The organism is Streptomyces sp. NBC_01571, from assembly GCF_026339875.1.
GTDB lineage: Bacteria > Actinomycetota > Actinomycetes > Streptomycetales > Streptomycetaceae > Streptomyces.
This window is the reverse complement of record NZ_JAPEPZ010000001.1, coordinates 930804-955507: the sequence shown is the minus strand read 5'-3', so window position 1 is coordinate 955507 and position 24704 is coordinate 930804. Positions and strand designations below refer to the sequence as shown.

General features: G+C 71.1%; 21 protein-coding genes. 8 read left to right on the top strand and 13 right to left on the bottom strand.

Features of this window, described 5'->3' with window-relative positions; all coding sequences use genetic code 11:
* Positions 1 to 107: 107 nt before the first annotated feature.
* The gene (locus OHB41_RS04405) at positions 108 to 2837 is read right to left on the bottom strand and encodes a glycoside hydrolase family 2 protein (protein WP_266696630.1); all 2730 of its coding nucleotides are present in this window, start codon (positions 2835 to 2837) and stop codon (positions 108 to 110) included.
* A 130-nt stretch (positions 2838 to 2967) separates the two neighbouring features.
* Positions 2968 to 4149, bottom strand: coding sequence for an ROK family transcriptional regulator (locus tag OHB41_RS04400; protein WP_451289312.1), 1182 nt, complete (start codon positions 4147 to 4149; stop codon positions 2968 to 2970).
* Between the two features lie 204 nt (positions 4150 to 4353).
* Between OHB41_RS04400 and OHB41_RS04395 the strand changes: the two genes are divergently transcribed.
* Positions 4354 to 5808, top strand: a complete 1455-nt coding sequence (locus OHB41_RS04395) for an APC family permease (RefSeq protein ID WP_266696628.1) — start codon at positions 4354 to 4356, stop codon at positions 5806 to 5808.
* 376 nt (positions 5809 to 6184) lie between these two features.
* Complete coding sequence (locus tag OHB41_RS04390) at positions 6185 to 6448, top strand: DUF8825 domain-containing protein (protein WP_266696627.1); 264 nt, start codon at positions 6185 to 6187, stop codon at positions 6446 to 6448.
* A 220-nt stretch (positions 6449 to 6668) separates the two neighbouring features.
* On the opposite strand, the gene OHB41_RS04385 is transcribed toward OHB41_RS04390, so the two are convergent.
* A complete protein-coding gene (locus tag OHB41_RS04385; protein ID WP_266696626.1) occupies positions 6669 to 6923 on the bottom strand; it encodes a hypothetical protein in 255 nt (84 codons plus the stop codon).
* Positions 6924 to 7363: 440 nt separating this feature from the next.
* Between OHB41_RS04385 and OHB41_RS04380 the strand changes: the two genes are divergently transcribed.
* Positions 7364 to 8926 (top strand): ArnT family glycosyltransferase, encoded by a 1563-nt coding sequence (locus tag OHB41_RS04380; RefSeq protein ID WP_266696625.1) that lies wholly within the window; start codon positions 7364 to 7366, stop codon positions 8924 to 8926.
* A gap of 79 nt (positions 8927 to 9005) precedes the next feature.
* Here the strand turns inward: OHB41_RS04380 and OHB41_RS04375 are convergent, their stop codons facing one another.
* From OHB41_RS04375 to OHB41_RS04345, 7 genes are all read right to left on the bottom strand, one after another.
* Complete coding sequence (locus tag OHB41_RS04375; protein ID WP_266696624.1) at positions 9006 to 11426, bottom strand: SpoIIE family protein phosphatase; 2421 nt, start codon at positions 11424 to 11426, stop codon at positions 9006 to 9008.
* A 67-nt stretch (positions 11427 to 11493) separates the two neighbouring features.
* Positions 11494 to 12219: a TetR/AcrR family transcriptional regulator gene (locus OHB41_RS04370; protein ID WP_266696623.1), complete on the bottom strand. Its 726-nt coding sequence runs from the start codon at positions 12217 to 12219 to the stop codon at positions 11494 to 11496.
* Between the two features lie 118 nt (positions 12220 to 12337).
* The gene (locus tag OHB41_RS04365) at positions 12338 to 13024 is read right to left on the bottom strand and encodes an SDR family NAD(P)-dependent oxidoreductase (RefSeq protein ID WP_266696622.1); all 687 of its coding nucleotides are present in this window, start codon (positions 13022 to 13024) and stop codon (positions 12338 to 12340) included.
* Between the two features lie 85 nt (positions 13025 to 13109).
* Positions 13110 to 13502: an ester cyclase gene (locus OHB41_RS04360; RefSeq protein ID WP_266696621.1), complete on the bottom strand. Its 393-nt coding sequence runs from the start codon at positions 13500 to 13502 to the stop codon at positions 13110 to 13112.
* 122 nt (positions 13503 to 13624) lie between these two features.
* Positions 13625 to 13792: a hypothetical protein gene (locus OHB41_RS04355; protein ID WP_266696620.1), complete on the bottom strand. Its 168-nt coding sequence runs from the start codon at positions 13790 to 13792 to the stop codon at positions 13625 to 13627.
* Positions 13789 to 14073 (bottom strand): NAD(P)-binding domain-containing protein, encoded by a 285-nt coding sequence (locus OHB41_RS04350; RefSeq protein WP_266696619.1) that lies wholly within the window; start codon positions 14071 to 14073, stop codon positions 13789 to 13791. The genes OHB41_RS04355 and OHB41_RS04350 overlap by 4 nt, the downstream gene beginning before the upstream one ends.
* Positions 14074 to 14088: 15 nt before the next feature.
* Positions 14089 to 14829, bottom strand: a complete 741-nt coding sequence (locus tag OHB41_RS04345) for an SDR family NAD(P)-dependent oxidoreductase (RefSeq protein WP_266696618.1) — start codon at positions 14827 to 14829, stop codon at positions 14089 to 14091.
* Between the two features lie 92 nt (positions 14830 to 14921).
* Between OHB41_RS04345 and OHB41_RS04340 the strand changes: the two genes are divergently transcribed.
* The 4 genes from OHB41_RS04340 (at position 14922) to OHB41_RS04325 (ending at position 17892) form a co-directional block, all read left to right on the top strand.
* Complete coding sequence (locus tag OHB41_RS04340) at positions 14922 to 15530, top strand: TetR/AcrR family transcriptional regulator (RefSeq protein ID WP_266696617.1); 609 nt, start codon at positions 14922 to 14924, stop codon at positions 15528 to 15530.
* Between the two features lie 380 nt (positions 15531 to 15910).
* Positions 15911 to 16651: a dienelactone hydrolase family protein gene (locus OHB41_RS04335; protein ID WP_266696616.1), complete on the top strand. Its 741-nt coding sequence runs from the start codon at positions 15911 to 15913 to the stop codon at positions 16649 to 16651.
* 354 nt (positions 16652 to 17005) lie between these two features.
* Positions 17006 to 17188: a hypothetical protein gene (locus OHB41_RS04330; protein ID WP_266696615.1), complete on the top strand. Its 183-nt coding sequence runs from the start codon at positions 17006 to 17008 to the stop codon at positions 17186 to 17188.
* Positions 17189 to 17325: 137 nt separating this feature from the next.
* Positions 17326 to 17892 carry an AMIN-like domain-containing (lipo)protein gene (locus tag OHB41_RS04325; protein WP_266696614.1) on the top strand — a complete coding sequence of 189 codons (567 nt, stop codon included), beginning with the start codon at positions 17326 to 17328 and terminating at the stop codon, positions 17890 to 17892.
* A gap of 139 nt (positions 17893 to 18031) precedes the next feature.
* Here the strand turns inward: OHB41_RS04325 and OHB41_RS04320 are convergent, their stop codons facing one another.
* The 3 genes from OHB41_RS04320 to OHB41_RS04310 all read right to left on the bottom strand — a co-directional run bounded on the left by OHB41_RS04320 (position 18032) and on the right by OHB41_RS04310 (position 22732).
* Entirely contained in the window at positions 18032 to 19402 is a 1371-nt protein-coding gene (locus OHB41_RS04320) for an aminoglycoside phosphotransferase family protein (protein WP_266696613.1), read from the bottom strand.
* 508 nt (positions 19403 to 19910) lie between these two features.
* Entirely contained in the window at positions 19911 to 20909 is a 999-nt protein-coding gene (locus tag OHB41_RS04315) for a hypothetical protein (protein WP_266696612.1), read from the bottom strand.
* Positions 20910 to 20938: 29 nt separating this feature from the next.
* Positions 20939 to 22732, bottom strand: coding sequence for an Hsp70 family protein (locus tag OHB41_RS04310; RefSeq protein ID WP_266696611.1), 1794 nt, complete (start codon positions 22730 to 22732; stop codon positions 20939 to 20941).
* 11 nt (positions 22733 to 22743) lie between these two features.
* Between OHB41_RS04310 and OHB41_RS04305 the strand changes: the two genes are divergently transcribed.
* Positions 22744 to 24666 (top strand): helix-turn-helix domain-containing protein, encoded by a 1923-nt coding sequence (locus tag OHB41_RS04305; protein WP_323138449.1) that lies wholly within the window; start codon positions 22744 to 22746, stop codon positions 24664 to 24666.
* The last annotated feature ends 38 nt before the right edge of the window (positions 24667 to 24704 follow it).

Below are 24704 nucleotides of genomic sequence, written 5' to 3'. Positions count from 1 at the left end.
GCGGCGGTCCGGTCCGGTGCCGCCACCTCACCGGACCGAACCTGCGATCCGCCCCCGCGCACGGACCGACCTCACGTCAGCCCCCGAAGGGTTTCCGGAGACGATCACTAAGCCGCCGGAACGGTCGTCTCCGGTGTGTTCCACCCCGAGATCCGGATCCTGGGGGCGGAGCCGTGCAGGTCCGCGGTCCGGTAGGTCGCGGTCAGTGTCGCCGACTCGCCGGGCCACAGGCTGACCTCGTTGTCGGACCACTGGACCGGCAGCACCGGCCGGCCCTTCGAGTCCACCAGATGCGCGTCGGTGAGCAGCGACGGCGTCTTCCCGGTCCCGGGGCCGCGGACCGTGACCCTCGTCGTGGAGGTGCCGCCGGGTCCGGCGGTGGTCGAAGCCGTCGCCGAGACCGGCACCCGCGCCATGGAGCCGAGCCCCTTGAGGTCGGCGTAGCTCGTCGTCGGCGTGTGGTACCAGTCCGTGCCGGCCCAGTCGAGGGTGTCGGCCCGGGTCGAGAGCCAGTACACGTTGCGGCTGACCGTCCTGCCCCGGGAGTCGGTGAGGTCCAGCCGTGCGAGATACGTCGTCGACAGTCCGCCGACCGAGGCCGGCACGGTGAGCGCGGTGCTGTGCGCGCCGTCCCCGTCCACCTTCACTCCGGTCGCCGTCCGGTCGTACTTCCGGGTGCCGTCGGTGTTGAAGAGCGTGACCCGTGCGGTGAGTCCGGAGGCGGCCGTGTGCCGGTTGTTCACGACGACGACCGAGCGGTCGTCGTAGGAGTACTGGACGTGCAGCGGTTCGTTCGCCTTCTTCGCGCCGAAGTAGGCACCGCCCTGGTCGAGGTAGCGGTCCAGCAACTGCCAGTGCAGCGAGGTCCATCCGCTGTTGAACATCCAGTAGACGACTCCGGTCGAGGGCTTCGAGGAGTCGGCGGCGTTGCGTCCGTAGGCCTCGAACTGGGCACGCACGTTCTCGTACTGGGCGAGCTGCGCCTTGCGCACGTAGTCCGCGAGGCCCGTCGGCGGGCCGTAGCGGCCGGCCAGGGCGGCGTCGTAGATCTTGAGGGTGCCGAAGGTCGCCGACGGCGAGCGGTGGTACTGCGGGGCCCCGGGGTTCTTCCAGAGGGTGTCGAGCTCGGCGGGGGACATCATGCGGCGCAGAGTGTCGAGGGTGGGGATGTCGGGGCCCGCGCTGGTCTCGGAGTTGAAGCCGGTGGCGCCGCCCTCGCGCTTGGCGTACCAGTAGTCCGGCGGGACCCAGTCGTAGGGGCCGGTCATCTTCATGCCCGAACGGCCGCTGACGGGCGAGGAGTTGTCGGAGGCGGCCGCGACCACGGGGGTCGCCCAGTCGGCGGCCCTCAAGGCGTCGAGGTAGTCCTTCTCGATCGTGGCGTCCGGTGCGAAGTCGCTGCCGATGAGGAACGAGACGACGCTCGGGTGGTCGCGCAGCCGGGCGGCCTCCGCGGCCATCGAGGCCTTGGCGACCGGGTGGTCGGCGGCGGTCCACGGGTCGCCGGACTCACTGCCGTTGACGTTCCCCTCCCACTTGTCGCAGCACTCCCAGCCGGGCAGCGTGAGGATGCCGTACCGGTCGGCGAGGTCGAAGAACTCGTCCGGTTCGAGGTGTCCTTCGAGGCGGATGGTGTTGAGGCCCAGGTCGAGGGCGTACCTCAGCCGGTCCGCCACGTACGTCCGGTCCCAGCGCAGGAACTCGTCGGGGGACCAGCCGCCGCCCTTGATCAGCAGCTCGCGTCCGTTGACGCTGTACCGCCGTGCGCCGTCGGCGTCGAGCGGGGCCTTCACGTCGCGGATGCCGAAGTCCTCGTGCGCGGTGTCGGAGACGGTACCGGCGACGGTTGCGGTCAACTCGAGGCCGTACAGCGGCTGTCCGCCCATGCCCGCGGGCCACCACACCTTCGGTGCGTCCAGGTGCAGCCCGGGGATGTCCGCGGGGGTGAACGTCACGGATTTCGTCTCGTGCGCACGCAGCGGGACGGCTCTGCTGAAGGTCGCCGTGGAGCCGATGGCGCCGGAGACAGTCGTGGTGACCGCGGTGTCCGAGTCGTTGCGCACCCGCGCCTTCACGGTCAGGTCCGCGGAGGCGAGCGAGGGGACGGCGAGCCTGCTCACGACGTGCGCGTCGCGGAGCGCGACCGGGCCCCCGCGACGTACGAGGACGTCGCACACGATGCCCATGTTCTCGTCGGGCGGTGGCTGGATCCAGTCGATCCAGCCCATCGTGAGGTTCTGGTCGGGCTGGTTGGGCCGGACGCGGAACGCGACCGTGTTCGTGCCCGCCCGTACCAGCGAGGTGATGTCGAGTTCGTGGTGGGTGTAGGCGCCCGCCACCTCCGTGGCGGCCGCGACGCGCTTGCCGTTCACGTAGACGTCGGCGGCCGAGACCACCCCGCTGAAGTCCAGATAACTGCGCTCGGCGGTGTCACCGACCGTGAAGTCCGAGCGGTACCACCAGGGCACGGTGAAGTCGGCCTCGGGGATCCGCTGTTGGTTGGTCGAGTAGAACGGATCCGCGTACACGCCGTCCGCGAGCAGGGCCGCGAGGACCGTGGACCGAGAGCCCGCCGGATACCAGCCGGCGGCCGCATAGCCAGGGCTGGAGACGTCGGCCGCCGAGTCCCTGACCTCGGCCGTCGACTGGATCGCGTAGCCGGAGAGCGCGGTGGCGCTGCCCGCCACGGACGGCACCGGCGTGGCACGGGCGGGCGCGGTGGCGGCCGGTCCGGCGTCCCGGGGACCGGCCCACGCGCTCGTCGAGAGGGAGCCGAGAAGGCTCAGGGCGACGGCGGCGCCGGCCAGGCGCCGACGTGCGGCAGAGCGGTCCAACACGGTGGTCTCCTTTGGGGGTTGGGGATCATCCGCGCTACGGCACTGCAAGTTAGGAAACTTTACTAACTGGGTCCACAAGCTAGGTCGCGGAGTCGGTGGGTGTCAATCACCGGTGGCCGCGGGCACGCTCTCAGGAGGCCGACCGCCGGTCGAACACCACGTCCCGGGCGGTCCCCAGCGCGGTGGCCACCGCGCCGAGCAGCACCGCGTCCTCGCCCAGCCGACTGGGCACGATCTTCGGGCGCAGCGGTGTGAGCGTGCGCAGGGTCTCGCGCACGGGCCGCAGCAGCAGGTCGATGCTGTGGCCCACCCCACCGCCCAGCACCACGAGATCGGGATCGAGCACCGCCGCCGCTGCCGCGACCGTGTGCGCGATCCGCTCGCCCTCCAGCCGGACGGCCCGCACGGCGGCGGGGTGGCCCTCGCGCGCCGCGTCGAAGACGGCCTTCGCGGTGAGTTGTCCGGTCATGCCGAAGTGCCGCGCCGCCTCGACGACGGCCACGCCCGACACCGCGTCCTCCAGCGTCTCCGGCTTCTGCTGCCCCGGCCACGGCAGGAAGCCGATCTCCCCGGCCCCGCCGTGCGCCCCGGTGAACAGCCGCCCCTCGCTGACCACACCCATGCCGAGGCCGGTGCCGATCATGATGTACGCGAAGAGCCGGCTGCCCGCGCCGACGCCGTACGTGTACTCACCGAGCGCCGCGAGATTGGCGTCGTTGTGCACCTCCAGCGGGATGCCCAGCATCTCGCGCATCCGGTCGAACAGACCCGCCCGGCCCCAGCCCGGAAGATGCATCGCGTACCGCACCCGGCGCTGCTGCTCGTCGTACACGCCCGGTGTGCCCACCACCGCGTGGGCCACCTCGTCGGTGCCGAGGCCGGAGTTGGCGACGACCTGGCGGGCGGTGGCGACCACCAGGTCGGCCATCGCCCCCGAACTGCGCGCCCGGTTGCGTACATCGGCGCGGGCGACCACCGCACCGTCCAGATCCGCGACCGCCACCCGCAGCCAGCCGCGGCCGATGTCGATGCCGAGCGCGTGGCCGGCCGCGGGGTCCGGAGCGTAAAGGACCGCCACCCGGCCGCGTTCCGGAGCGTGCGTGCCGACCTCGTGGACGAGCCCGGCGTCCTCCAGCGCGGCGAGCGCGCTGGAGACCGTCGGCTTCGACAGCCCTGTCTCGCGGGCGAGTTGGGCTCGTGACGCGGGACCGTCCGCGCGCAACCGGTCGAGGAGCAGCCGCTCGTTGGTGCTGCGCAGCCGGCGGCGGTTCCAGGGCTGTTCGGGCTGCTCGTTGGCGTCGCGGGCGGGCATCGCTCCATTCTCACGCATTCATGACATCCCCTTGACGCATCTAGTAAGGCTCCTTAACTTTATCGCCCAGTCAGCCTCGCCGGGCGAGCCACGAGGGGAGCCCAGCGCCGGCCGGTCACCCGCCGCCCCTGATCCGTCGGCCGCCATCCGGGCCGTTCCCGTACGCCGTCCCTCTCTCCCCTCGTCCCGATCACAGGAGGCCCCATGTCCGGCAGTCCGCCACCCACCGGCGGTTTCGTCCGCCGCGTCGGCCTGTTCCAGGCCACCGCCATCAACATGAGCCAGATGTGCGGGATCGGTCCGTTCGTGACGATCCCGCTGATGGTCGCCGCGTTCGGCGGCCCACAGGCGATCATGGGCTTCGTCGCGGGTGCGGTACTGGCCCTCGCGGACGGCCTGATCTGGGCCGAACTCGGCGCTTCCATGCCCGGTTCCGGCGGCAGTTACGTGTATCTCCGCCAGGCCTTCCAGTACCGCTCCGGACGTCTGATGCCGTTCCTGTTCGTCTGGACGGCCATGCTCTTCATCCCGCTGATCATGTCCACCGGCGTGGTCGGTTTCGTCCAGTACCTGGGATATCTGGCACCCGACATGGGTAGGACCACCGGCGACCTGATCGGCCTCGGTGTGATCGTCCTGGTCGTCGTGCTCCTGTGGCGCGGTGTCGAGCACATCGCGCGCATCACGGCCGTCATGTGGGCCGTCATGATCGCTTCGGTGCTCCTGGTGATCGTCGCCGCGGCCACCGACTTCAGCGCTCATCTGGCCTTCACCTATCCGGCGCACGCCTTCGAGCTGACCAGCAGTCACTTCTGGGTCGGTTTCGCCGCGGGTCTGACCATCGGCATCTACGACTACCTCGGCTACAACACCACCGCGTACATGGGCGCCGAGATCAAGGACCCGGGCCGCACCCTGCCCCGTTCGATCATCTTCTCCATCCTCGGCATCATGGCGATCTACCTCCTGCTCCAGATCGGCACACTCGGTGTCGTCGACTGGCACCGGATGACCGATCCCGGCGACATCGCCTCCACCTCCGTGGCCTCGGCCGTCCTGGAGGAGACCTGGGGCAAGGGCGCCGCCGACACGGTCACCGTCCTCATCCTCATCACCGCCTTCGCCTCGGTCTTCACCGGACTGCTGGGCGGCTCACGCGTCCCGTACGACGCCGCCCGCGAGCGCGTCTTCTTCCGCCCGTACGCGAAACTGCACCCCAGGCACCGCTTCCCGACGCTGGGCCTGGCCACCATGGGCGTCATCACCGCCATCGGCTTCCTCATCGGCCGCCACACCGACCTGGCGACCCTGATCCAGCTCCTCACCACGGTCATGGTGATCGTCCAGGCGCTGGCCCAGATCGTCGCCCTCTCGGTGCTGCGCCGACGCCAACCGGCGCTGCGGCGCCCGTACAGGATGTGGCTCTACCCGCTCCCGAGTCTCATCGCGCTGATCGGCTGGCTCACCATCTACGGCTACGCGGACAAGAACTCCCCGGGCCGCCACCCCATCGAATGGTCCCTGGCCTGGCTCGTCCTCGGCTGCGTCGCCTTCGTGGTCTGGGCACGGCTGGAGAAGGTCTGGCCCTTCGGGCCGAAGGAGATCTCGGAGGAGTACCTGACCGGACCGGCGCCGGACGTGGAGCCGGCCACCACCTGAGCACCGGTGCCTGCCCGCCGCCGTCCCGTGGCCGTCCCCCGGCCGGCTGACGGGACCACGGCCGGCCGCACCACCGTTCGGTCGGCCGCCCGCTGTCGCCGAGGTGGCGCCGGGTACTGCCGTGCGGCGGTGGCTCCTTCCCCGGCGGAGCCCCTGGGGGACGGAAGGCGGCGGATGCGCCGGATGACCAGCGATTCGAGACGGTGCGCCATTCAGGGATGATCGCAGAGGTGTGCGAGCCGGAAGACAGGAGTTTTTTCGGCACGTGGGCTTGGAGCATGCCTGCGTCCCCGCGCCACAGGCCGGGCGTGGTGCGGGGCTGGGTCACAGGGGTGTCACGTGCGCCGAAAATCGAACAAGTGCTCTAATGGTAAACATGACGCGTGACTCGTTCCCTCCCGACCTGATCGACCTCCACCTGGCCTATGTCCGTACCTACCGGGCGCTGGCCGGCGCGTCTCCTGGGCAGGGTGCGCGGCTGCGGCGCGACCTGGTCCGGCTCCACGCCCGGCTGCTGCATCACCCGTACTGGTCGCTCTGCGCGGGCAGTCCGTCCGCGGGGTGGGCGGCCCTGCGCCACCAGCTCCAGGCCGGCGGCGTGGGCGGGGCGGGGGAGCGGGGTGGAAGGGGGAGTGTCTGAGCGCGCGCCAGGAAGAGGCCTTCGGCCGCACCGGGCGCCGGACCCTCGATCGGCCGGCCCCTTCCCCGGCCGGCGCCACTCGGGGCCGTCGGGCCGGAGCGGAGCCGGGTGCCCCCCCCGCCATCCGTGCGCGGCGGACGGGCCCTGGGCGTGAACCGGCCGGGCGTCCCCCTGGTCTCGCCGGACGTCCTGCCCGGTGAGACCAGGAGTGACACCGGGGTTACGTCTCCGAGTAGTGCGCCAGCTGCTCCCTGAGCACTCCCGCGTTGACACCTCCCTCGAGGTGCTCCTTCAGGTTGTCGGCCAGGGTGACCAGCATTTCGTGGACTCCTTCCTGTTCGTCCACCTTTCTGAGGAGGTCCTGGGCTTCCCTCCCGTCGTCCCCGCGGAGGAAACCGCACACGGTGTCCAGGGTGATCTCGCCCCGGAAGTCGATGAGCATGTTGTCCTGCAGGTACTTGATCAGCTCGTTCACAAGGGCCCCGTTTCAGCGGAAAGTCACGTTGAGTGCTTATCTGCTAACGTAACGCAACCATTTGTGCTGTGTCCGTCGCCCGCGCTGGTGGCCGCCCGGGTCGCCCTCTTCCTGTCCCTTCGCCTGCCCGCCGTTCCGGTCGGCCGGCTCGTTCCGGCGCGGAGCCCGCACCCGGCAGAACCGCCTCGACGCCAGGACCGGTTCGGCCGTCTTCGTCGCAGCGGCACCCGACGACGCCCCGCTGACCGCCGCCCCCGTCCATGAGGCCGCCGTCCCGGTTCGCAGTCGTGCGGCACCGACGGAGCGGCAGAGCCCGTAGGTGTCCCCTCGCCGCGAACGGACCGGCTGCGTAAGGTACGAGCGGCCCGGGAGCCTGTGCGCGGGGCCGCCCCGGCCGCGGGGAAGACGCGACCGAGGGGCTGGGAAGCGGGGTGGCGGGAATGGCGAACGCGCCGGACGCGGCGGACACGGCGGATGTGGGGCGGCGGGCGGACGAGGCCCGGGAGGCCGGCGGGCGGATCGCACCGCTGGACCGGCGGGTGTTCGCCGTCGCGGGGGTGGTCCTGGCCGTGCTGGTGGGGCTGTCCCCGCGCTACGGCTTTCACATCGACGAGCTGTACTTCCTCGACTGCGCCCGGCACCTCCAGGCGAGCTACGTCGACCAGCCGGCGCTGGCGCCGCTGCTGGCACGCGTGTCGCTGTCGCTGTTCGGGGTCTCGGAGGTGGGCCTGCGGCTGTGGCCCGCGCTGGCCGCCGCGGGCACGGTGGTCGTGGGCGGGATGACCGCGCGGGAGTTCGGTGGCGCGCGGCGGGCCCAGTTGCTCGCGGCGGTGGCGACCGGCACCATGCCCGTGCTGCTGGGCGGCGCGCACATCGCCAACACCACGTCGTACGAAGTGCTGGCGTGGGCGGCGATCGCGCTCGTGGTCGTACGGATCGGCCGCACCGGCGACACGCGGTGGTGGCTCGTCGCGGGAGTACTGGTCGGCATCGGCGCGGAGTTCAACCACCTCGCGGCGATCTTTGGGACCGTCCTGCTGGCTGCCGTGGTGCTCGGCCCGGCCCGCCGGACCGCGGCCGACCGCCGACTGCTCGTGGGCACCGCGACAGCCGTGCTGCTCGTGCTGCCCGACCTGTGGTGGCAGGCGCGGCACGGCTGGGTCATGTTCGCGATGACACGGGCACTGAACGGGGAGAACGGAGGCCCGGGGAACATCCCCACCTGGGTCGTGGGGCAGCTCGGCATGTCCTGTCTGGCGATGACGGTGCTGTGGCTGGCGGGCTTGCGGTTCCTGTGGCGGTCCGGACGGCCGCTGTGGCGGTGCCTGGTGACCGTGTACGCCGTGCTGTTCGTGCTGTTCGCCGTGACGACCGGAGCGCAGGTGTACTACCTGGGCGGCCTGTACGTCTGCCTGCTGGCGGCCGGGGCGGTGGGACTCGACGGGTGGCTGCACTCCCGGCCGGACCGGCCGCGCGGCCTGCTGATCGGAACCGCCGCCTCGACCGCGCTGCTCGCCGTGATCGTGCTGCCGGTGCTGCCGCCCGCCGACGCGGCCTGGACGTACGACGTCAGCACGAATTCGGGGGAATCCCTGGGCTGGCCCCAACTGGTCGGCACCGTACGGCAGGTGTGGACCGGGCTCCCGCCCGGGCAGCGCGCGAACGCGGTGATCTTCGCCGCGGACTACGGTGAAGCCGGCGCCATCGACGAACTCGGCCGCGGTACCGGGCTGCCCACCGCCGTGAGCGCCCACAACACCGACTGGTGGTGGGGCCCCGGCAACCCGCACGCCACGACCGTGGTGGCCGTCGTCCCCGGCCCCGAGCACGCCCCCGAGTACGCCGCCCATCTGAGCCGGTACTTCCGGCACGTCCGCGTGGCCGCCACGCTCTCCAACCCCGACGGGGTGCACAACATCGAATGGGGCGGGCACGTCTACGTCTGTTCCGGTCCCCGCCGCCCCTGGGGCGAGACGTGGCCCGAACTGCGCACCTACGCATGACGCGCCGGCCCCCGCCCCAGCCCCCGCTCCCGCGGACCGAGGGCGGGGACGGGGTGCTGCTCGACGCGGACACCTGCGGCTACGTCCTCGGCGTCCGCAAAGGCCCGGGGATGTTGATTTCCTGCTCGGCCCAGACGGTCTTGCCGACGGAGGAGTGGCGGGTGCCTCGTCGACTGGACAGTTGTGCGACGAGGAAGAGGCCGCGCCCGCCCTCGTCCGTCGGACGGGCATGGCGCAGACGTGGGACGGAGTCACTGGTGTCGGTCACCTCGCAGACCAGCATCTCGTGGCGGATGAGGCGAAGGGTGATGGAGCCGGCACCGTGTCGTACGGCGTTCGTGACCAGCTCACTGACGATGAGTTCGGTGGTGGCGGCCAGGCCCTCCAGTCCCCATCCGGTCAACTGGGCCGTGGCCAGGGTGCGGGCGTGCGCGACGACGATCGGATCGTTCGGCAGGTCCCAGGTGGCGATCTGCGACGGCATGAGCGAACGCGTCCGCGCCAGGAGCAGAGTGGCGTCGTCCTCCAGCGCTCTGGCCGGCAGGGTGTCGAACGCGGCCGTGCAGAGCTCGTCCAGAGGGCGGTCCGGTCGTGCCAGGGCGTTGCCCAGCCGACGTATCCCGGCGTCGATGTCCTGGTCCCGGGTCTCTACGAGTCCGTCGGTGTAGAAGGCGATCACACAGCCCTCGGGCAGTTCCAGGTCCACTGCCTCGAAGGAGGCCGGCCCCACACCGAGCGGCAGACCGGCCGGAAGGTCGGGGATCGAGACCCGGCCCTCCGGCGAGATCACCACGGGCGGCGGGTGGCCCGCCCGGGCCATCGTGCAGTGCCGGGTGGCCGGGTCGTAAACGGCGTACAGGCAGGTCGCGCCGGCTTCCGCGCTGTCGCGTCCCGGGCTGCGGCCGTCCTCCACGTCGAGGCGCGAGATGGTGTCGTCGAGGTGTGCCAGCAACTCGTCCGGGCACAGGTCCATGTTGGCGAGCGTGTGCACCGCGGCCCGGAGCCGGCCCATGGTCGCCGCGGCGTTGATGCCGTGGCCGACCACGTCGCCCACGACCAGGGCCACCCGGGCGCCGGACAGCGGGATGACGTCGAACCAGTCGCCGCCCACGCCATGCTGTGTGTCGGCGGGCACGTAGCGGGATGCCACTTCCACGGCCACCCCGCCGACGAGCCGTCCTGGCAGCAGGTTGCGCTGGAGGGCGAGGGCCGCGGCACGCTCGCGCAGATAGCGGCGGGCGTTGTCCAGGGACAAGGCGGCACGAGCGACGAGTTCCTCGGCCAACCGCAGGTCGTCCGCCTCGAAGGGCAAGGAGTCGCCCATGCGGACGAAGACCGCCACGCCCAGCACCGCACCGCGCGCGTGGATCGGCACGATGATCAGCGAGTGCATCGCGTACCTGCGAATATTGTCCGACCGTCTCCGGTCCCGGTCGAGCCAGGTGCCCCGGGAGGCGTTCAGCTCCGGTTCGAGATGTGATTCGCCCGAGGCCAGGACCTCCGTGAAGGGGGAAGGGGCCGGTACGGACACGGTCTCGCCGCGCGACCAGAGCGACTCCGGGACGACCTCGTGAATCGATGCCACCCCCGCTCGGCGGAAGGCGGGCACGTGACCGTTCGTCGAACCGAGCCGGGCCAGGGAGTCCTCGCCCAGCGCGACGGACTCCGCCAGGTCCACGCTGGCGTAGTCCGCGATACGGGCCACGGCCAGGTCGGCGAGTTCCTGCCCGGTCCTCATCACCTCCAACGTGGTGCCGACCCGGGTGCTGGCCTCGCTGAGCACGGCCAGGCGCTCGCGGGCCCGCTGCCGGTCCGTCACATCGACGCTCATGGCGCACACCCCCAGGGTGCGCCCGTCGGCGTCGTCGAGACGGAAGAACGAGGTCGAGAACGAGTGTTCCTGCTGTGGTTTCGTCGGCATCCACGCGCGGTATTCGTGATCGACCTGCGGCTCCCCGCTCCGCAGGACCAGCCGCATCACCGTCTCGACCGACTCGGCCTCGGATCCCGGCAGCACCTCCGTCAGCCGGCGCCCGAGCCTTTTCTCGCGGGGGATGCCGTCCTGGAGTGCCAGCGCGTCGTTGACCCAGGTGCAGCGCAGGTCGGTGTCGCGCACGGCGATGCCGATCGGCGCCCCGGTGAGAAGCGCATGCACCCCGGCCCCGTTCATCGGCCACGAGGGAACAGCCGTCATCTCGGTAGCGGTGACCAGCCATCGCACTTCTCCGTCCCGCTCCGTGAGGGGGCAGACCCGCAGGTACACATCCAGCGGGTTGCCGTCGCGGCGGCGGAGCCCGGCGATCCCTGACCAACCGTCGCCCCGGCGGCTCCGATCCGTGAAGGCGGGCGCCCTCAGGATCACCCCCGGGTTCACCAGAAGCCGCCCGACCCATCGTCCGATCGCGTCAGCGGCCGAAAGGCCGCTGAGCCGCTCGGCCTCCCGGCCCCACGCGACCACCACTCCGTGTGCGTCCACCGCCGCCATGGCCGTGCCGACCATGTGCCCGGCTCCTTGCCCGGCGTCAGGCATCGTGTCCCCAGCTCTGGCCATCGGCGCCGTCCCTCCTTCAGGGTGTCGATCGGGCGGCGGGACTCCCGTCGGCGAGGCGGTCGAGCCAATCCGCCAGGAGTGCGCGCTCGGACGGTGTCATCGTGGTGGTGTCGGCCCGGGACAACGCCTCACGCAGGGTCGCGGCTCGGCTCGCCAGGTCCACGCTCTGCTCCTCGACGGTGCTCGCGGTCGTGATCATTCGCAGTGCGTGTTCACGGGCCGTCGCCGGCAGGTACTGGTCCCGCTCGGAGGGGGGTGTCGCGATGAGTGACAGCACGACACCCAGGCCCATCGCATGGACGAGCTGCGTGGCCCGCTCCACACTCATGCGGAGCCGGCCGGCCGCGGCCACCCGGGCAAGAATCCGGCGGAGGATCGCGATGGTCTCGAGTCCGCCCGGTATGCCGCCGCGATAACGGCCCTCGCCGTACATCAGTACGTAGAAACCCGGCTGGGAGAGACCGAACTCGACGTGCAGGTCCCAGGACCGGCGCAGATCGGCCACGGGGTCGTCGGTCTCTTCGAGGGCCTGCTTCTCGCGCAGATACTGCTGGAATCCGTACGCCGCGAGTGCGTCGAGCAGTCCGTCCTTGTCTCCGAACAGCCGGTACAGGGTCGGCGGCTGCACGCCGGCCGCCGCGCTCACGGCGCGCGTCGAAATGCCCGCACGTCCCTGAGAGCTCAGGAGCTCCGCGGCGGCGCGCAGAACCCGCTGCCGGGTACGTACGGCCCTTTCTTGCATCTGTCCAATTTATCACTGTTATGATATTTTTACATAGCGTTGATAGGGTGCTACAGCGGCTGTGCGAGCGGTCGGGGTGCGGCCCAGGCGTGCTGCCCCCCGACCGGTTCCCCCACGGCTACCAGGGCACGTCCCCGTTCTCGTCCTGGAACGTTCCGGTCGGACCGTCCGCGTCGAGCGTCGCGAGCCGCACGACGACCGCGGCACTCTCCTCCGGCGTCCTTCCGATTCCGAACGCCGCGGTCAGGTCGGTCGCGGTGGTGCCCGGCTCGACCGCGTTGAACTTGATGCCCGGCTGGGACTTGGCGTACTGGACCGTGAGCATGGTGGCCGCGGACTTGGACGCGGAGTAGAGCGCCAACGGCAGGTTGAACTCCGGCCGGTCCGGATTGGTCACCGCCCAGAAGGAACCGGCGCTGCTGGAAACGGTGACCACGGTCGGGTTCGAGGACTTGCGCAACAGGGGGAGCGCCGCCTCCGTGACCCGCACGACTCCCACCGCGTTGGTGTCGAAGGCCCGGAGCGCCGTGGGACCGTCGGTGACTCCGTCCCCCAGGATGCCCGCGTTGTTCACCAGGACGTCGAGCCTGCCCTCGGCCGAGTCGATCGTCGCCAGCGCGCGGTTCACCGACGCGTCGTCGGTCACGTCGAGTTGCACGAATCGCGCGCCGAGCGCCGCGGCGGCCTTCTCGCCTCGCTCGACGTCACGAGCGCCGATGTAGACGACGTGGCCCAACGCCAGAAGCCGTCTGGCCGTCTCGAAGCCGATGCCCTTGTTGGCACCGGTGATCAGGGTGATGGTCATGCGTGTCCTCACGAGTCATGGGGCCCGAGTGGGCCGTTGGTGATGTCCGGACCGTTCTTCGGATTGACGGCACTGATCCGGGAGGTCAACCGGTGAGCTGCCGGAGAAGTTCACCGGCGTCGTGCAGGGCGGTCATGTGCACGAACCGTCCGTCGCGGACCTGATAGATGGCGTACTCGGTGATCTCGAACGAAGCGCCGGTGGGAGCCACGCCGAGCCATTCCTTCACCGGAGTACCGGTGTTGACCAGACGCGCGGCCAGACGGTCGCCGTCGAAGAGCAGTTCCTGGAGTTCCCAGTGGAGGTCCGGAACCGCGTCCACGTCATGTTTCTGAACGGCGACGAGGTCGTCCCGGGTGGCCGGCTCACCGTTCAGGGTGGTCCGGTCGTCGATGAACTCGTCCATTCCGTCGAACTTGTGGGCGTTGAGCGCCTCGAGGTAGCGCAGGTAGAACGCGCGCAGATCACTGTCGGACATGAAGACGACCCTTCTGTGGAGCGGCTCCGGATCGGGGCCGCGACCGGATACGGAGGGGACGCGACGCTCTCCACGGCCTCGCCGTGCCGGGCGTCGCCGAGGAGGACTTCCGCCGATCGAAGTCACCTCTGACCGATGCGCCGGGCTCTCGTCAGGTTGACCGTCAGCTCGTCGCGGGTCCGATGCGCAAGCTCGGTCCAGGCGGGTTGACCGGGAGCGGTGCGCCAGGATTCGCTCAGCGGACTGTTGTCCACGGTGTCGAAAACGAACTGGTCGTACAGCCGCGTCACGAGTTCAACGGCTTCTGGGTGATCACTCGATGCTCCGCGAGTGCTTCGACCGGCAGGTCGTCGACCAGTTTCAGAGGTACGGCCACGACCGCGAAGTCGCCGGCTTCCGCGGCGTCCGCGGCGGGTGCGGCACGCGCTGACGGGCCGAGTTCGGCGACAAAGTCCTCCAGGGTCTCGGGTCCCCGTGAGTTGGCGATGACGACCTCGTAGCCGTTTGCCGGTGCCGCGCGTGCGATCTGGCCGCCGACCTCGCCCGCGCCGATGATCCCCATTGTCGTCATGGGTGGTTACGCCTCTCAGATCTGGTTCAGGCCGCCGTCGACGTACAGGCTCGAACCGGTGATGAAGCTGCTCTGCTCGGAAGCGAGGAAGGCCACGGCGGCGGCGATCTCCTCCGGGCGCCCGAGCCGGCCCAACGGCACACGCGTCGCCAGTTGCTCCTTGAACTGCTCAGGGGCGGCGGTGAGTCCCGACAGCGCGGGGGTGTCGGTCGGGCCGGGCGTGATGGTGTTGACCCGGATGCCCCGTGTCTTGAGCTCGTTGGCCCAGGTCCGGGAGAACGATCGGGTGGCGGCCTTGGTCGCCGCGTACACGCCGAGCGCCTCATCGCCGACGTCCACGTTGGTGGAGCCGTTCAGGATGATCGAAGCGCCGTCGTTGAGCAGGGGCAGCGCTTTCTGGACGGTGAACAGCATGCCGCGGACGTTGATGCCGAAGAGGGTGTCGAAGTGCTCCTCGGTGACCTGTTCCAGCGGCACGAGCGAGGCGACGGAGGCGTTCGCGAACAGGACGTCCAGGCCCCGTCCCCGGCTGCGGATCGCCTCGTAGAGCCGGTCCAGGTCGGCCAGGTCCGCGATGTCACCGGTGACCGCGGTGGCCGCTGGACCGATCACTTCGACAGCCGCGTCGAGTTCTGCCCTGCGTCGGCCGGTGATGAACACGTGTGCGCCCTCGGCCGCCAGCCGGACGGCAGTGGCCAGGCCGATTCCGGCGCTGCCCCCGGTGACGAGAGCGGTCTTTCCCTCAAGCAGTCCCACGGGAGTAGCCCCTTCGAGTTGTGCAGCGATCGCTACGGAAGTCGACGTTAGCACTTCCGTAGCGATCGATGCAGAAGAGGTAGGCTGTGGGGGTGGAGACGAAACAGAGCGGCCCCATCGGCCGACCGCGAGGATTCGACGCCGACGACGCTCTCGAGCGCGCCATGCTGGTCTTCTGGAAGCACGGTTACGAGGGGGCCAGCACGGCCGGCCTGACGAACGCGATGGGCATCTCCACCACCAGCATGTACGCGGCCTTCGGCAACAAGGAGAAGCTGTTCCGCAAGGCTCTGGAGCGCTACACCGAGGGCCCGAGCGCATACCTGGCGCGAGCCATGGAGGAGCCGACCGCCCTCGGCGTCGCCACCGCGATCCTGGCCGGCACCGTTCGAACCACCACCCGCCCGGCCCATCCCCATGGGTGCCTGGGCGTCCAGGGCGCCCTGACCACCAGCGACTCCGGACAGGAAGTCCGTGACCTGCTCGTCGCCTGGCGGAACAACGGCTACTCCCGCGTCCGGGAGCGGTTCCAGCGCGCCGTCGACGACGGCGACCTGCCTCCGCAGACCGATCCGGGGCTGCTGGCCCGCTACCTCACCACCTTCGCCTACGGCATCGCCGTACAGGCCGCGACCGGTGTCGGCCGCGAAGAACTCCAGGAGATGGCCGACGCCGCCCTGCGCAACTGGCCACTCTTCTGAGACCCGCCAGGCGAGCGGGTTTCGGCCGCCCTGGGAGGGCGACCGGCGGGGTTCTCCGGCCCGACGGGACCGCCGAGACGGCCGGGCCGCCGGACGCCGGACGCCGCCGCACGGGTCTGGCCGGCGAAAGGCCGGCCGCCCAGGTGTCGAGGCACCACGGTCACGAAGCCGACACCGCCTGCCTTGTCCACGAGAACCGACGAAAACCGTTGGGCGGACGAGGGCGACCACTGCTACGTTTCCGGAGGCCGTGCGAGAGATCGAGGAGGTGGTACCCGTGAACGCAAAATCGACATGGGTGCTCCCCTCCGGGGTCACGGTCGGGCGATAGGCAGGTCGCCCGGGAGCGCCGTTCCAGTGCACTCCCGAAAGGCACGACCATGCATGTCACTTCCGAACAGCGCCTCGACGACGGCGTCGTCGAACGCGAATTCACCCTGGGCGAGATCCCCGGCATCCTGTGGACGCCCGCATCGGCGTCCGTATCCGTACCGGCGCCGCTGATCCTGCTCGGCCACCCTCCCCTCGGGCTGCGCAGGATGTACCCCCGACTGGTGGCCCGGGCCCGGCACTCCGCGGCGGATGGTTTCGCCACGGCCACCATCGAGCTCCCCGGAAGCGGCGACCGGCCCCGTTGGCCCGCCGTCGAGCAGGCCCGCGCCGACCTGCGCCGGGCGATGGAGGCCGGCGATCGGGTCAGCGACGAGATCGTCGACGCCCTCGTCCTCCCACTGGTCGACAAGGCGGTCCCGGAATGGCAGGCCGCGCTCGACGCCCTCCTTGCGCTGTCCGAGATCGGCGGCCCGGTCGGGTACTCGGGGGGAGTGATCTCCATCGGCATCCGGCTGGCGGTGGTCGAGCCGCGCATCTCGGCCGCCGTTCTGTTCGCCGGGAGTCTCGTGCCTCGCGTCATGTTCGAGGAGGCCCGGAAGGTCACCGTTCCTCTGCACGTCCTGCTGCAGTGGGACGACGAAGGGAACGACCGGCAGGCGGCCCTGGACCTCTTCGACGCCTTCGGCTCCAAGGAGAAGTCCCTGCACGCCAACATGGGCGGGCACACCGGCGTTCCGCAGTTCGCGGGGGACGCCGCGGCCCAGTTCTTCACCCGACACCTGAAGTGAGGCGGGACGGTCGGGCCGGCAGCAGACGGTAGCTGATATCGGCCGGCACGCCGCTCATCGAGGACAGGTCCCGGCCTTCCGCAGCCCTCTGCACCTCGGGCCCCTGCCTCATTCTCGGCAGGGGCCCGAGGTAACTGGAGTTGGGCGATGGCCGGGCAGCAACGGCCGTGACTGCTGCGGGGTGTGTCGTGGAGAGCCGAACGGTGGGACGGTCCGCGGCCGTGGCGCGGGAGCCTCGGAACGTTTCGAACCTCGTGGAAGAGCCGCGCAGGGCGGAGTCGGCACGGTGAGACTCGTCTCGCGTCCAGCCGGACGCGGGAGGCCGACCCGCCGAGATCGTTCGAGGAGTTCCGAATGCGTATGCCCAAGCGTGCCCTTGTCACCGCTCTCATGGCCATCGCGGCGTTCGCCGCTCTTGGGACGCCGGCCATGGCCGCGCCGGTGCCGTGGGACTCGCACAGGATCCCGGCCGGTGCGGCGGTTTCCGGTGAGAGCGGTACCGTCTCCACGCTGTGCAGCGGCAACTGCTACGAGTAGGCCTGCCGCGGAAGTTGCCGCCAGGCCCGGACGGCGCGCCGCTGGATCACCCCTTTCGGGGCGGCCCGTACAACCAATCCCGTGACCGGCATGTCGTACATGGCAGGAAACCAAGAGCCGGAGCACGAGGGGGAACGATGCGCACAGGACGATATGCGGCGATGCTGGCCGTCCTGACGGTGGCCGGTGTGGGCGTGGGAGTGGCCGCGCCCGCGACGGCGGGCGCGGCCACGACGGCTGTCGTGTGCCCGACCGGCTGGGGCAGCCTCGCGAAGACCGCCGCGGACACCGATGTCGGATCGCTGACCGACATCAGGACCGGCGATCACGACTGCTACGACCGCATGGTCTTCGACGTACCCACGGCGGGCACCGGGCCGATCGGGTACACCGTGCGGTACGTCGACGCCTTCTACCAGGACCCGTCCGGCATGCGCATTCCGATCTCCGGCGGGGCGATCATCGAGATCAGGCTGTCCGCTCCCGCCTACGACCAGGAGACCCACGAGGCGACCTACCCGGGCCGGGGCGGCCAAGCGCTTCCGGGCGTCGACCTGACCGGCTACCGCACCTTCCGCGACGCGAAGTTCGGGGCCAGCTTCGAAGGGGTCACGCAAGTGGGCCTCGGTGTGCGGGCCCGGTTGCCGTTCCGGGTGTCCCAGCTCCCCGGCCGTCTGGTGGTCGATGTCGCCCACACCTGGTGAGGCGGTCACCTCGGCCGCGTCCGGCCGGGTGGCGCGCCGAGGATGCCGTGACGCCCGCGAGCCCCCCGATCTGCAGGACGCCGCTCCCGGAGTACGGGGCCGGCCGTGAGCGTCGGTAGCCCGGGAATCATTCAGGGCCTCAGCTTGCCCGGCTGGGTGAGCGTGAACTGGAGACGGAGCCCGTCGTGGAAGACGCCAGGTACGGGCTCGGGTTCCGTGCGGACCGCAGCGCCGCGCGGATCGCGCCGGCCGGATCCCCCTCGTGGTAGGCCCGTTCGGACGGTTCGATGCCGTCGAGGAACTCCTGGTACCGGACGGCGTACGTGAGCAGGGCGAGCGGTTCGGCGAGGGCGAGGGCGCGCGCCGGATCACTCGCGGGCACCCGGGCCTTCCAGGCGTCGGTCCAGGCGCGGGCGGCCACCGCGCGGCCGGACCCGGGGAGGAAGTCGTGGACGCGCAGACCGTCCAGGACGGGATGACCCCAGTGCGCGTCGGCGAAGTCCACGACGACCGGCGGACCGCCGTCGCTGCGCCAGTTGCCCGGGTGGAAGTCACCGTGCACCAGTGTGTCAGGCAGACCGCACTCGGTGAGCAGCTCCCAGCGCCGTGTCAACTCCCGTGCCGCGAGCAGCTCCTGTGTGGTCAGCTCCCCGACGGCCGGTCCGTCGAGCAGGGCGTGGACCGCGCTGACCAGCCCCGGTATGCGCCGGTCCGGGACGCCGGACGGAGACGCCGGATCGTCCCCGGCGCCTGCGGGGGACGGCCCGCCCCTCGAACCGGGCAGGGCCGAGCCCTCCGCGCGGTTCGACGGTGAAGAGCCGTCCCCGGGACACGTGGGCCCCTGTTCCGCGAGCGCCGCCTGCGCGGCCACGATGCGCTCCATGGCCGCGCCGACCGTCTCCGCGGAGGGCTGCCAGCAGTCCACACCGGGGACGTGTTCCATCAGGACGCGCCGCTCGCCGGAACCGATCAGCACCGGGACCAGACCGGTGTCGACCCGCGCGAACGCGGCGATGGCGGCCGCCTCGTCGGCGGCGAAGCGCGGTGTCGCCTTGAGCCAGACCGGCCCCCGCGCGGTGGGCAGCCGGAAGAGACCGGCCAGGTTCCACGTCCGACGCTGCTCCACCGGACCGGTCACCGGCCGCCCCGCCGAGGCCAGCGTCTCCTCGGCCCAGCCGAGCAGCTCGCGCAGTCCGTCCGCCCGCGCCCACGGCGACCGGAAGACCTCGTCACCGACCAACAGGTCCGGGGCGACGGCCCGTTGTTCCAGGGTGCCGGGCACCGGGGGCCCCAACGCCTCGACGTGATACGTCACATGACCGTCCCGACCACCTTCACCGCCGTCCACGTCCAGCAGACGCAGCACCAGCACGGGCACGCCGAGCAGCTTCTCCAACCGGTCGACGACCGGTGCCGCCTCGGACCACCAGGGGATGTCCACCGGGAACGGCCCGACGACCCCGAGCACCTCGTCACCCGCACTCACCCACGCACTCACCGTTCGCGTCACGGCGACAGTGTGGGCGAGCCCGGCGGCTCCGGCGAGCGAATATCGGGCCGGGCCCACGCACGCCGGAGGGGGAGCGGAGCCGATGGCCGCGGCCCGTCACCGCGGGTCCGACCTTCCCCCGTCGGACGTACATCGGGCACTCCGCTCCCCCTCCTTCCCCCGTCCCCCCTCGGGCCCGGTGGTCTCTGCCGCCCTGGGGCGCGGCTCGCCGTGGATTCTGTCCACGGCCGCAGGCGCCCGGAGGCCGTTCGTCACCCGCCGCCGCGCGAGCGGGTCCCGGCCGAGGGCCGGCGCGTAGCCGACGGGCCGGCCCACCCGCGCGCGTACGGACTTCCGGGCCGGAGCGCCCCCCGCGCGCCCCGGACCGAAACCTTCCTGTGCCGCCTCCGAACCCAGGTCGCACAGGACGTCACCGGTGTGCCGATCCCCGCGGGGTAGTGGCCGCCGGACCCCCAACTCACGGGTCTCTGGGCGTTTTTCCGTCGGCCCAGCAGTTCCCGCACTGTCCTCAGCCCTCCCCGCCGGACTCGGTGAAGACGAACGGCTCCAGCAGCCGCCGGTCCGCCGCCCGGTAGCCCGGACACACCACGAAGGCGACCGGGCGGCCCGCCTCGCAGGAGAGCCAGAGGGCGTGCTCCCGAGGGTCCGCCACGGTGCCTGGCTCGACCGTGAAGTCGAAGCGGCTGGCATAGCCGCTCTCGTTCATGGCCCGGGACAGGTTCGCGGCCTCCGCGCCGACCCGTTCCAACAGCCTCTGGTGCTGATGGTCGAGCCCGACCCGCCCGTTGTCGGTGGTGATGCGGGCCAGCTCGTCGAGATCCGGATCGCCGACCCCGTCGTGTTCCTCCGGGCCGAAGAGCGCCAGGCACAACCGGCGGATCAACTCGGCCTGGCGGCGTACGACGTCACGGGGCCGCTCCGCCGCCAGCCGGGGCTGGATCAGATCGGGCATGCGCTGCGTGTACAACGCCTTGAGCCGTCCCGCGAGTTCGTAGTGGATGAGGAAGTCCTCCCGGGTGAGGTCGGTGCGCTCCTCCACCTGGGCGACGCGCACCAGGTCCAGCACCTCGCCCAGCTCGTCGAGGAGACGACGGCTGTCGGCGACGGTGCTCTCCAGCGCCAGAGCCCGTTCGTCCACCTCCTCATGACGCATGGTCAGTTCCGTCAGCCGGTCGCTGAGCCGGCCGAAGCCGACGAGTGTGTCCCGCAGCCGGGTGTCGAAGCCCCGCATCCGGCGCTCCACCCGCTCGGCCCACTCGCCCATCTCGGACCGTGTCTGCGAACGCAGCGCGGCCCGCTCCGCGACCGCATCCGCCTCCAGCTTCCGGACCCGGGCCTCCAGCGCCTCCAGGCCGTCCAGCCTGACGGCCAGTTGCTTCCAGTCGGACTGCGGGATCAGGAAGGCCGTCTCCTCCTCCACGCGGCGCGGCTCACCGACGGCGGGACGGTCGCCGGACCCGTCCCGGCCGTCCTGCGGGGCTTCGGCCTTGTGGCGGTTGAAGAACACGGTTCCTCCCTCGGGGTGTCCGGGCATGGCTACATCCGGTCGAAGTCGACGGAGACCCGGCTGGTCTCCTCGGTGGCCGGGTCGAACACCTCGACCCGGAGTTCACTGGCGCCGAAGTAGAACAGCAGCATCACGGCACGCTCCCGCAGCGGTCTGCCTACGGTGCTGCTCAGATCGACGGTCAGCCGGCCGATCTCCTCGCACCCGTCCTCGTCGACGTACCGGGGATCGGGCTCGGCCGTGCGGTACAGGTGTACGTCCAACTCGAGCTGCTCCTCGCGGACCGGCACGATGCGGAAGGGATACGCGTCCTTCACCCGCACGCCGTCCGTACGGCGCACGGCGATGCCGAAGCGGCCGACGCACAGCACATCGCCCTCGTCGTCGCGGTACATGCGCATCGTTGAGTCCACACCCTCCTCGAAGGGCTTGGCCGTCTCGAACCCGTAGGTGTACTTGGCCTGCCGGGAGACGAACACGTCGGGCCGGTAGGCGAAGTGGACGGCGCCCTCCAGGACCGCGAGGGCCGGATCGGGCGGGACCAGAATGCGGTGCCGGCCGCCGAAGCGGGCGCGCATCCGTTCGCGCAGCCACTCGGACCGGGCGAATCCGCCCACCAGGAGCAGGGTCTCGGGCTCGGGGCCCGTGCCGCCGGTCCGCGCGATGGTGGCCAGCTGCTCCGCGACCTTGTCCAGGATGCCATCCACCGTCTCGTCGAGCAGTCCCTCCACCTCGTCGGGCGGGAGGACGATCTGCCGGGGCAGCCCGCCGGCGTCCCGGGTCAGCCGCGCCCGCACCGGCTCGTCGAGGAGGGTCCACACGACGGCCGGAACCTCGATGCGCACCGGATCCAGCACGTGCGCGACCGAGGAGGCGTCCCGCTCGACCTCCACCGTGCGCTTGGCGTGCTCCCACTGCCGGGACATCCGCAACAACTCACCCGGGTGGTCGCGTTCGATGCGCTTCAGGACCGCCGGCCCGAACCGCTCGCCGAGTGCCGTGTCCCGGAACGCCTGGTTGACATACTCGGAGCCGAGGTGCCCACCGGTGGCGAGACCGATCTCGCGCAGCGCGATCGACGGTCCGGCTCCGCTGTCCGACTCGTAGGCCGTGATGTCGACGGTGCCGCCGCCGCAGTCGATCACCACGAACCGGAACCCGTCGCGATGCAGGGGCAGCCGGGCAGGTTCGGACGGAGCCGCCTCCGCGTCCGTCATCCTCAAGTAGCAGTACAGCGCGGCGGCCTCGGGTTCGATCGCCAGCAGCAGGCGCTCCGGATCGTCGGGGAACCCGGCGTCGACCGCCGCCCGCCGCATCACCGCCTTGCCCTCGTCGTCCCAGATCGCGGGGACCGTGATGCACCAACGGACCTCCCGTTCCGTGTACGTCATCCCCCTGATCTCCGCCAACGCCAGCTCGCGGATCTCCTTGAGGTAGGCGGTGGTCAGTTCCCGTACCCGGTCCCGGTCGTCGAGGTCGACGAAGCCGCCCACCGTCGGCATGTCCGACATCGTGCCGCCGCTCTTCCACGCCGTCTTGAAGGCGTAGGCGTAGCCGAGCCCGTCGGACTCCCCCTTGGCGAGGGCGTCGGCCCACAGACCGTGGGCCCGGTGGCCCCAGGCGACCGTCTCGCCCCCGGTGGCCAGCAGGATCGCGGTCAGGTTCTTCGGGTAGTCCAGCTGGCGGCCCGGGAACCGTGTGAAGAACTGCACCCTCCTGGTACGCGGATCGTCGTTCGGCGGAGTCCTCACCGCCCAGGCGAAGCCGGTGCCATGGGTGCCGAAGTCGACCGCCGCCACCACCTTGGGACCGTCCCCACCCATGACCGAGGCTCCTGTCTGCCGGTGTCCGCGCGCTCGCTCCCTGTAAGCTCGCTCACACACAGACTGGTGGGTTTCCGCGCCAACGCGGAGCGGTCGGCTGTTGCCAACGATTTCTGGCAACAGGAGCCAGGGCGCGAGCCGTTGGAGGGATCACGATCGAAGAGAACGCGTTCGGCGCGGAACTGCGCCGACGGCGCACGGCGGCCGGGAAGTCGTTGAGCGAGCTGGCCGAAGAGGTGCACTGCAGCCGCAGTTTCCTGAGCCGGATCGAGACGGGCCAGCGCCGCGTGACACGCGAACTCGCACAGCTCTGCGACGAACGTCTTGACGCCAAGGGCGCGTTGCTCGCCCTGGTTCCCGATCCCTCCTTCGAGCGCATCTCCAAGACTGTCGGCGCCGGTCCGCGGGAGCGGACCGGAAAGCTGGTGAAGTCACCGCCACGGCACGGGGACTGGGTCGTGGCGCGGCGGCGGGACGAGTTCGACCGGCTGCTCAGGCGCGGCGACCTCAGCCATGCCACCGGGGACATGCGGGAGGCGGAGCGTCTCTATCGGGCGGCGTACGCGAGCGCCGAGGGCGATCCGTCGGCCCAGGCGGAGGCCGTGATCAGGATGGCCCGGCGCTGGTCGGACCCCGGACAGGTCGACCACGAAGTGCTGCAACGGATCAGGGAGAGCCTGGCCGCGCTGGCGCAGGACGGGGGAGTGGAGGCCGCCGGACTGCGCCTGCGGCTCAACGCGCACCTGGCGAAGAAGCTGTCCATGGCCGTCAGTGAGGACACCGCGGTGAGCCGGGCGGGTCCTGAACAGGGAGCGCGGCTCGCTCGCGGCACGCTGCGCCGGCTCGCCGTGGACGGCAAGGACGACGAGGTGCGCTGCGAGGTGCTCACCGAATGCCGGTGGGGCCTGTACGACTTCGTCTCCACCGCCGAATCCCTGGCGCTGTCCGAACGGCTGCGCGACGCGGCGGCGGGGCACGACTCCGCGTACTTCCGCGGTGAGGCGCTGATGGCCCTCGCCATCGACCAGTTACGCGTCGGCAAGGTCTACAGCGCGCTGGCCACGGCGAACCAGTACCGCAAGCACGCCGCCGACACCCGCAGCACCCTCGCCGTCTGGCAGCAGCGGACCCTGGACGCCCTGCTCGACCTGTGGCACGGCCGGTTCGACCAGGCGGCGGGCTGGATCTTCGGCGAGTCGCTGACGTTCGTCGAGCGATTATCCGCCGATCTGGCCGCTCCCGCCGACAACCTCCAGCAGACCCGCCTCGGGCAGGCCTACTGGCTGCTGCGGGAACAGGGCCGGATGGCCGACCTGTTCACCTCCGGTCTGGCCGACACCGTCGAGCGGCACGGCTACTTCCCGGTCTGGCGGGCCGGTCTGGCGCTCGCCCTGTGCGAGACCGGCCAGTACGCAGAAGGGGCGGACCGGCTCGTGGGCTTCGCACACGACACGGCCGACTTCACCCGGTTCCCGCCCTCCGGGTGGGCGGTGCCCACGCTGGTCCTGCTCGCCGAGGTGAGCGCCGCACTCGACGCGCGGGGCGGATTCGAGAGCGAACTGCGCGAGGTCGTGCCGGGACTGCGCGACCGCCTGGCCGCCCACGACGGAGACGAGATCGCCCTCGCGGGCTGGCCCTCCGTGCTGGTCGGCCCGACCGCTCGAGCCCGTGGCCTGCTCGCGCTGGCCGCGGGGGAGCCGGACACCGCGCTCGCCGACTTCCACCTGGCGGCCGAGCCGGTCCGCTCCTCCCAGCCCCAACTGGCCCGCCTGCGACTGGCCCGCGCCCGCGCGCTGCGCAGGACGGGCCGCCCCGGCACCGCCGCCCACGCCTCCCGGCTCCTGCGGGAAGCGCTGCGCGTGGCACAGGCCTACGGGATGGTGGCCCTCGCGGCCGAGTGCGCGACCCTGCTGGACTCCACCGCCGACGCGTGAGGTCCGCCGCCGCGGTCCCCGCCCGGCGGGAGCCACGG

Bases quoted from the DNA above. Each gene is read 5' to 3' on its own strand.
- OHB41_RS04370 (WP_266696623.1), bottom strand. From the start codon at position 12,219: ATGCAAGAAAGGGCCGTACGTACCCGGCAGCGGGTTCTGCGCGCCGCC.
- OHB41_RS04335 (WP_266696616.1), top strand. From the start codon at position 15,911: ATGCATGTCACTTCCGAACAGCGCCTCGACGACGGCGTCGTCGAACGC.
- OHB41_RS04330 (WP_266696615.1), top strand. From the start codon at position 17,006: ATGCGTATGCCCAAGCGTGCCCTTGTCACCGCTCTCATGGCCATCGCG.
- OHB41_RS04365 (WP_266696622.1), bottom strand. From the start codon at position 13,024: ATGACCATCACCCTGATCACCGGTGCCAACAAGGGCATCGGCTTCGAG.
- OHB41_RS04310 (WP_266696611.1), bottom strand. From the start codon at position 22,732: ATGGGTGGGGACGGTCCCAAGGTGGTGGCGGCGGTCGACTTCGGCACC.
- OHB41_RS04395 (WP_266696628.1), top strand. From the start codon at position 4,354: ATGTCCGGCAGTCCGCCACCCACCGGCGGTTTCGTCCGCCGCGTCGGC.
- OHB41_RS04400 (WP_451289312.1), bottom strand. From the start codon at position 4,149: ATGCCCGCCCGCGACGCCAACGAGCAGCCCGAACAGCCCTGGAACCGC.
- OHB41_RS04325 (WP_266696614.1), top strand. From the start codon at position 17,326: ATGCGCACAGGACGATATGCGGCGATGCTGGCCGTCCTGACGGTGGCC.
- OHB41_RS04350 (WP_266696619.1), bottom strand. From the start codon at position 14,073: ATGACGACAATGGGGATCATCGGCGCGGGCGAGGTCGGCGGCCAGATC.
- OHB41_RS04380 (WP_266696625.1), top strand. From the start codon at position 7,364: ATGGCGAACGCGCCGGACGCGGCGGACACGGCGGATGTGGGGCGGCGG.
- OHB41_RS04390 (WP_266696627.1), top strand. From the start codon at position 6,185: ATGACGCGTGACTCGTTCCCTCCCGACCTGATCGACCTCCACCTGGCC.
- OHB41_RS04375 (WP_266696624.1), bottom strand. From the start codon at position 11,426: ATGGTCGGCACGGCCATGGCGGCGGTGGACGCACACGGAGTGGTGGTC.
- OHB41_RS04360 (WP_266696621.1), bottom strand. From the start codon at position 13,502: ATGTCCGACAGTGATCTGCGCGCGTTCTACCTGCGCTACCTCGAGGCG.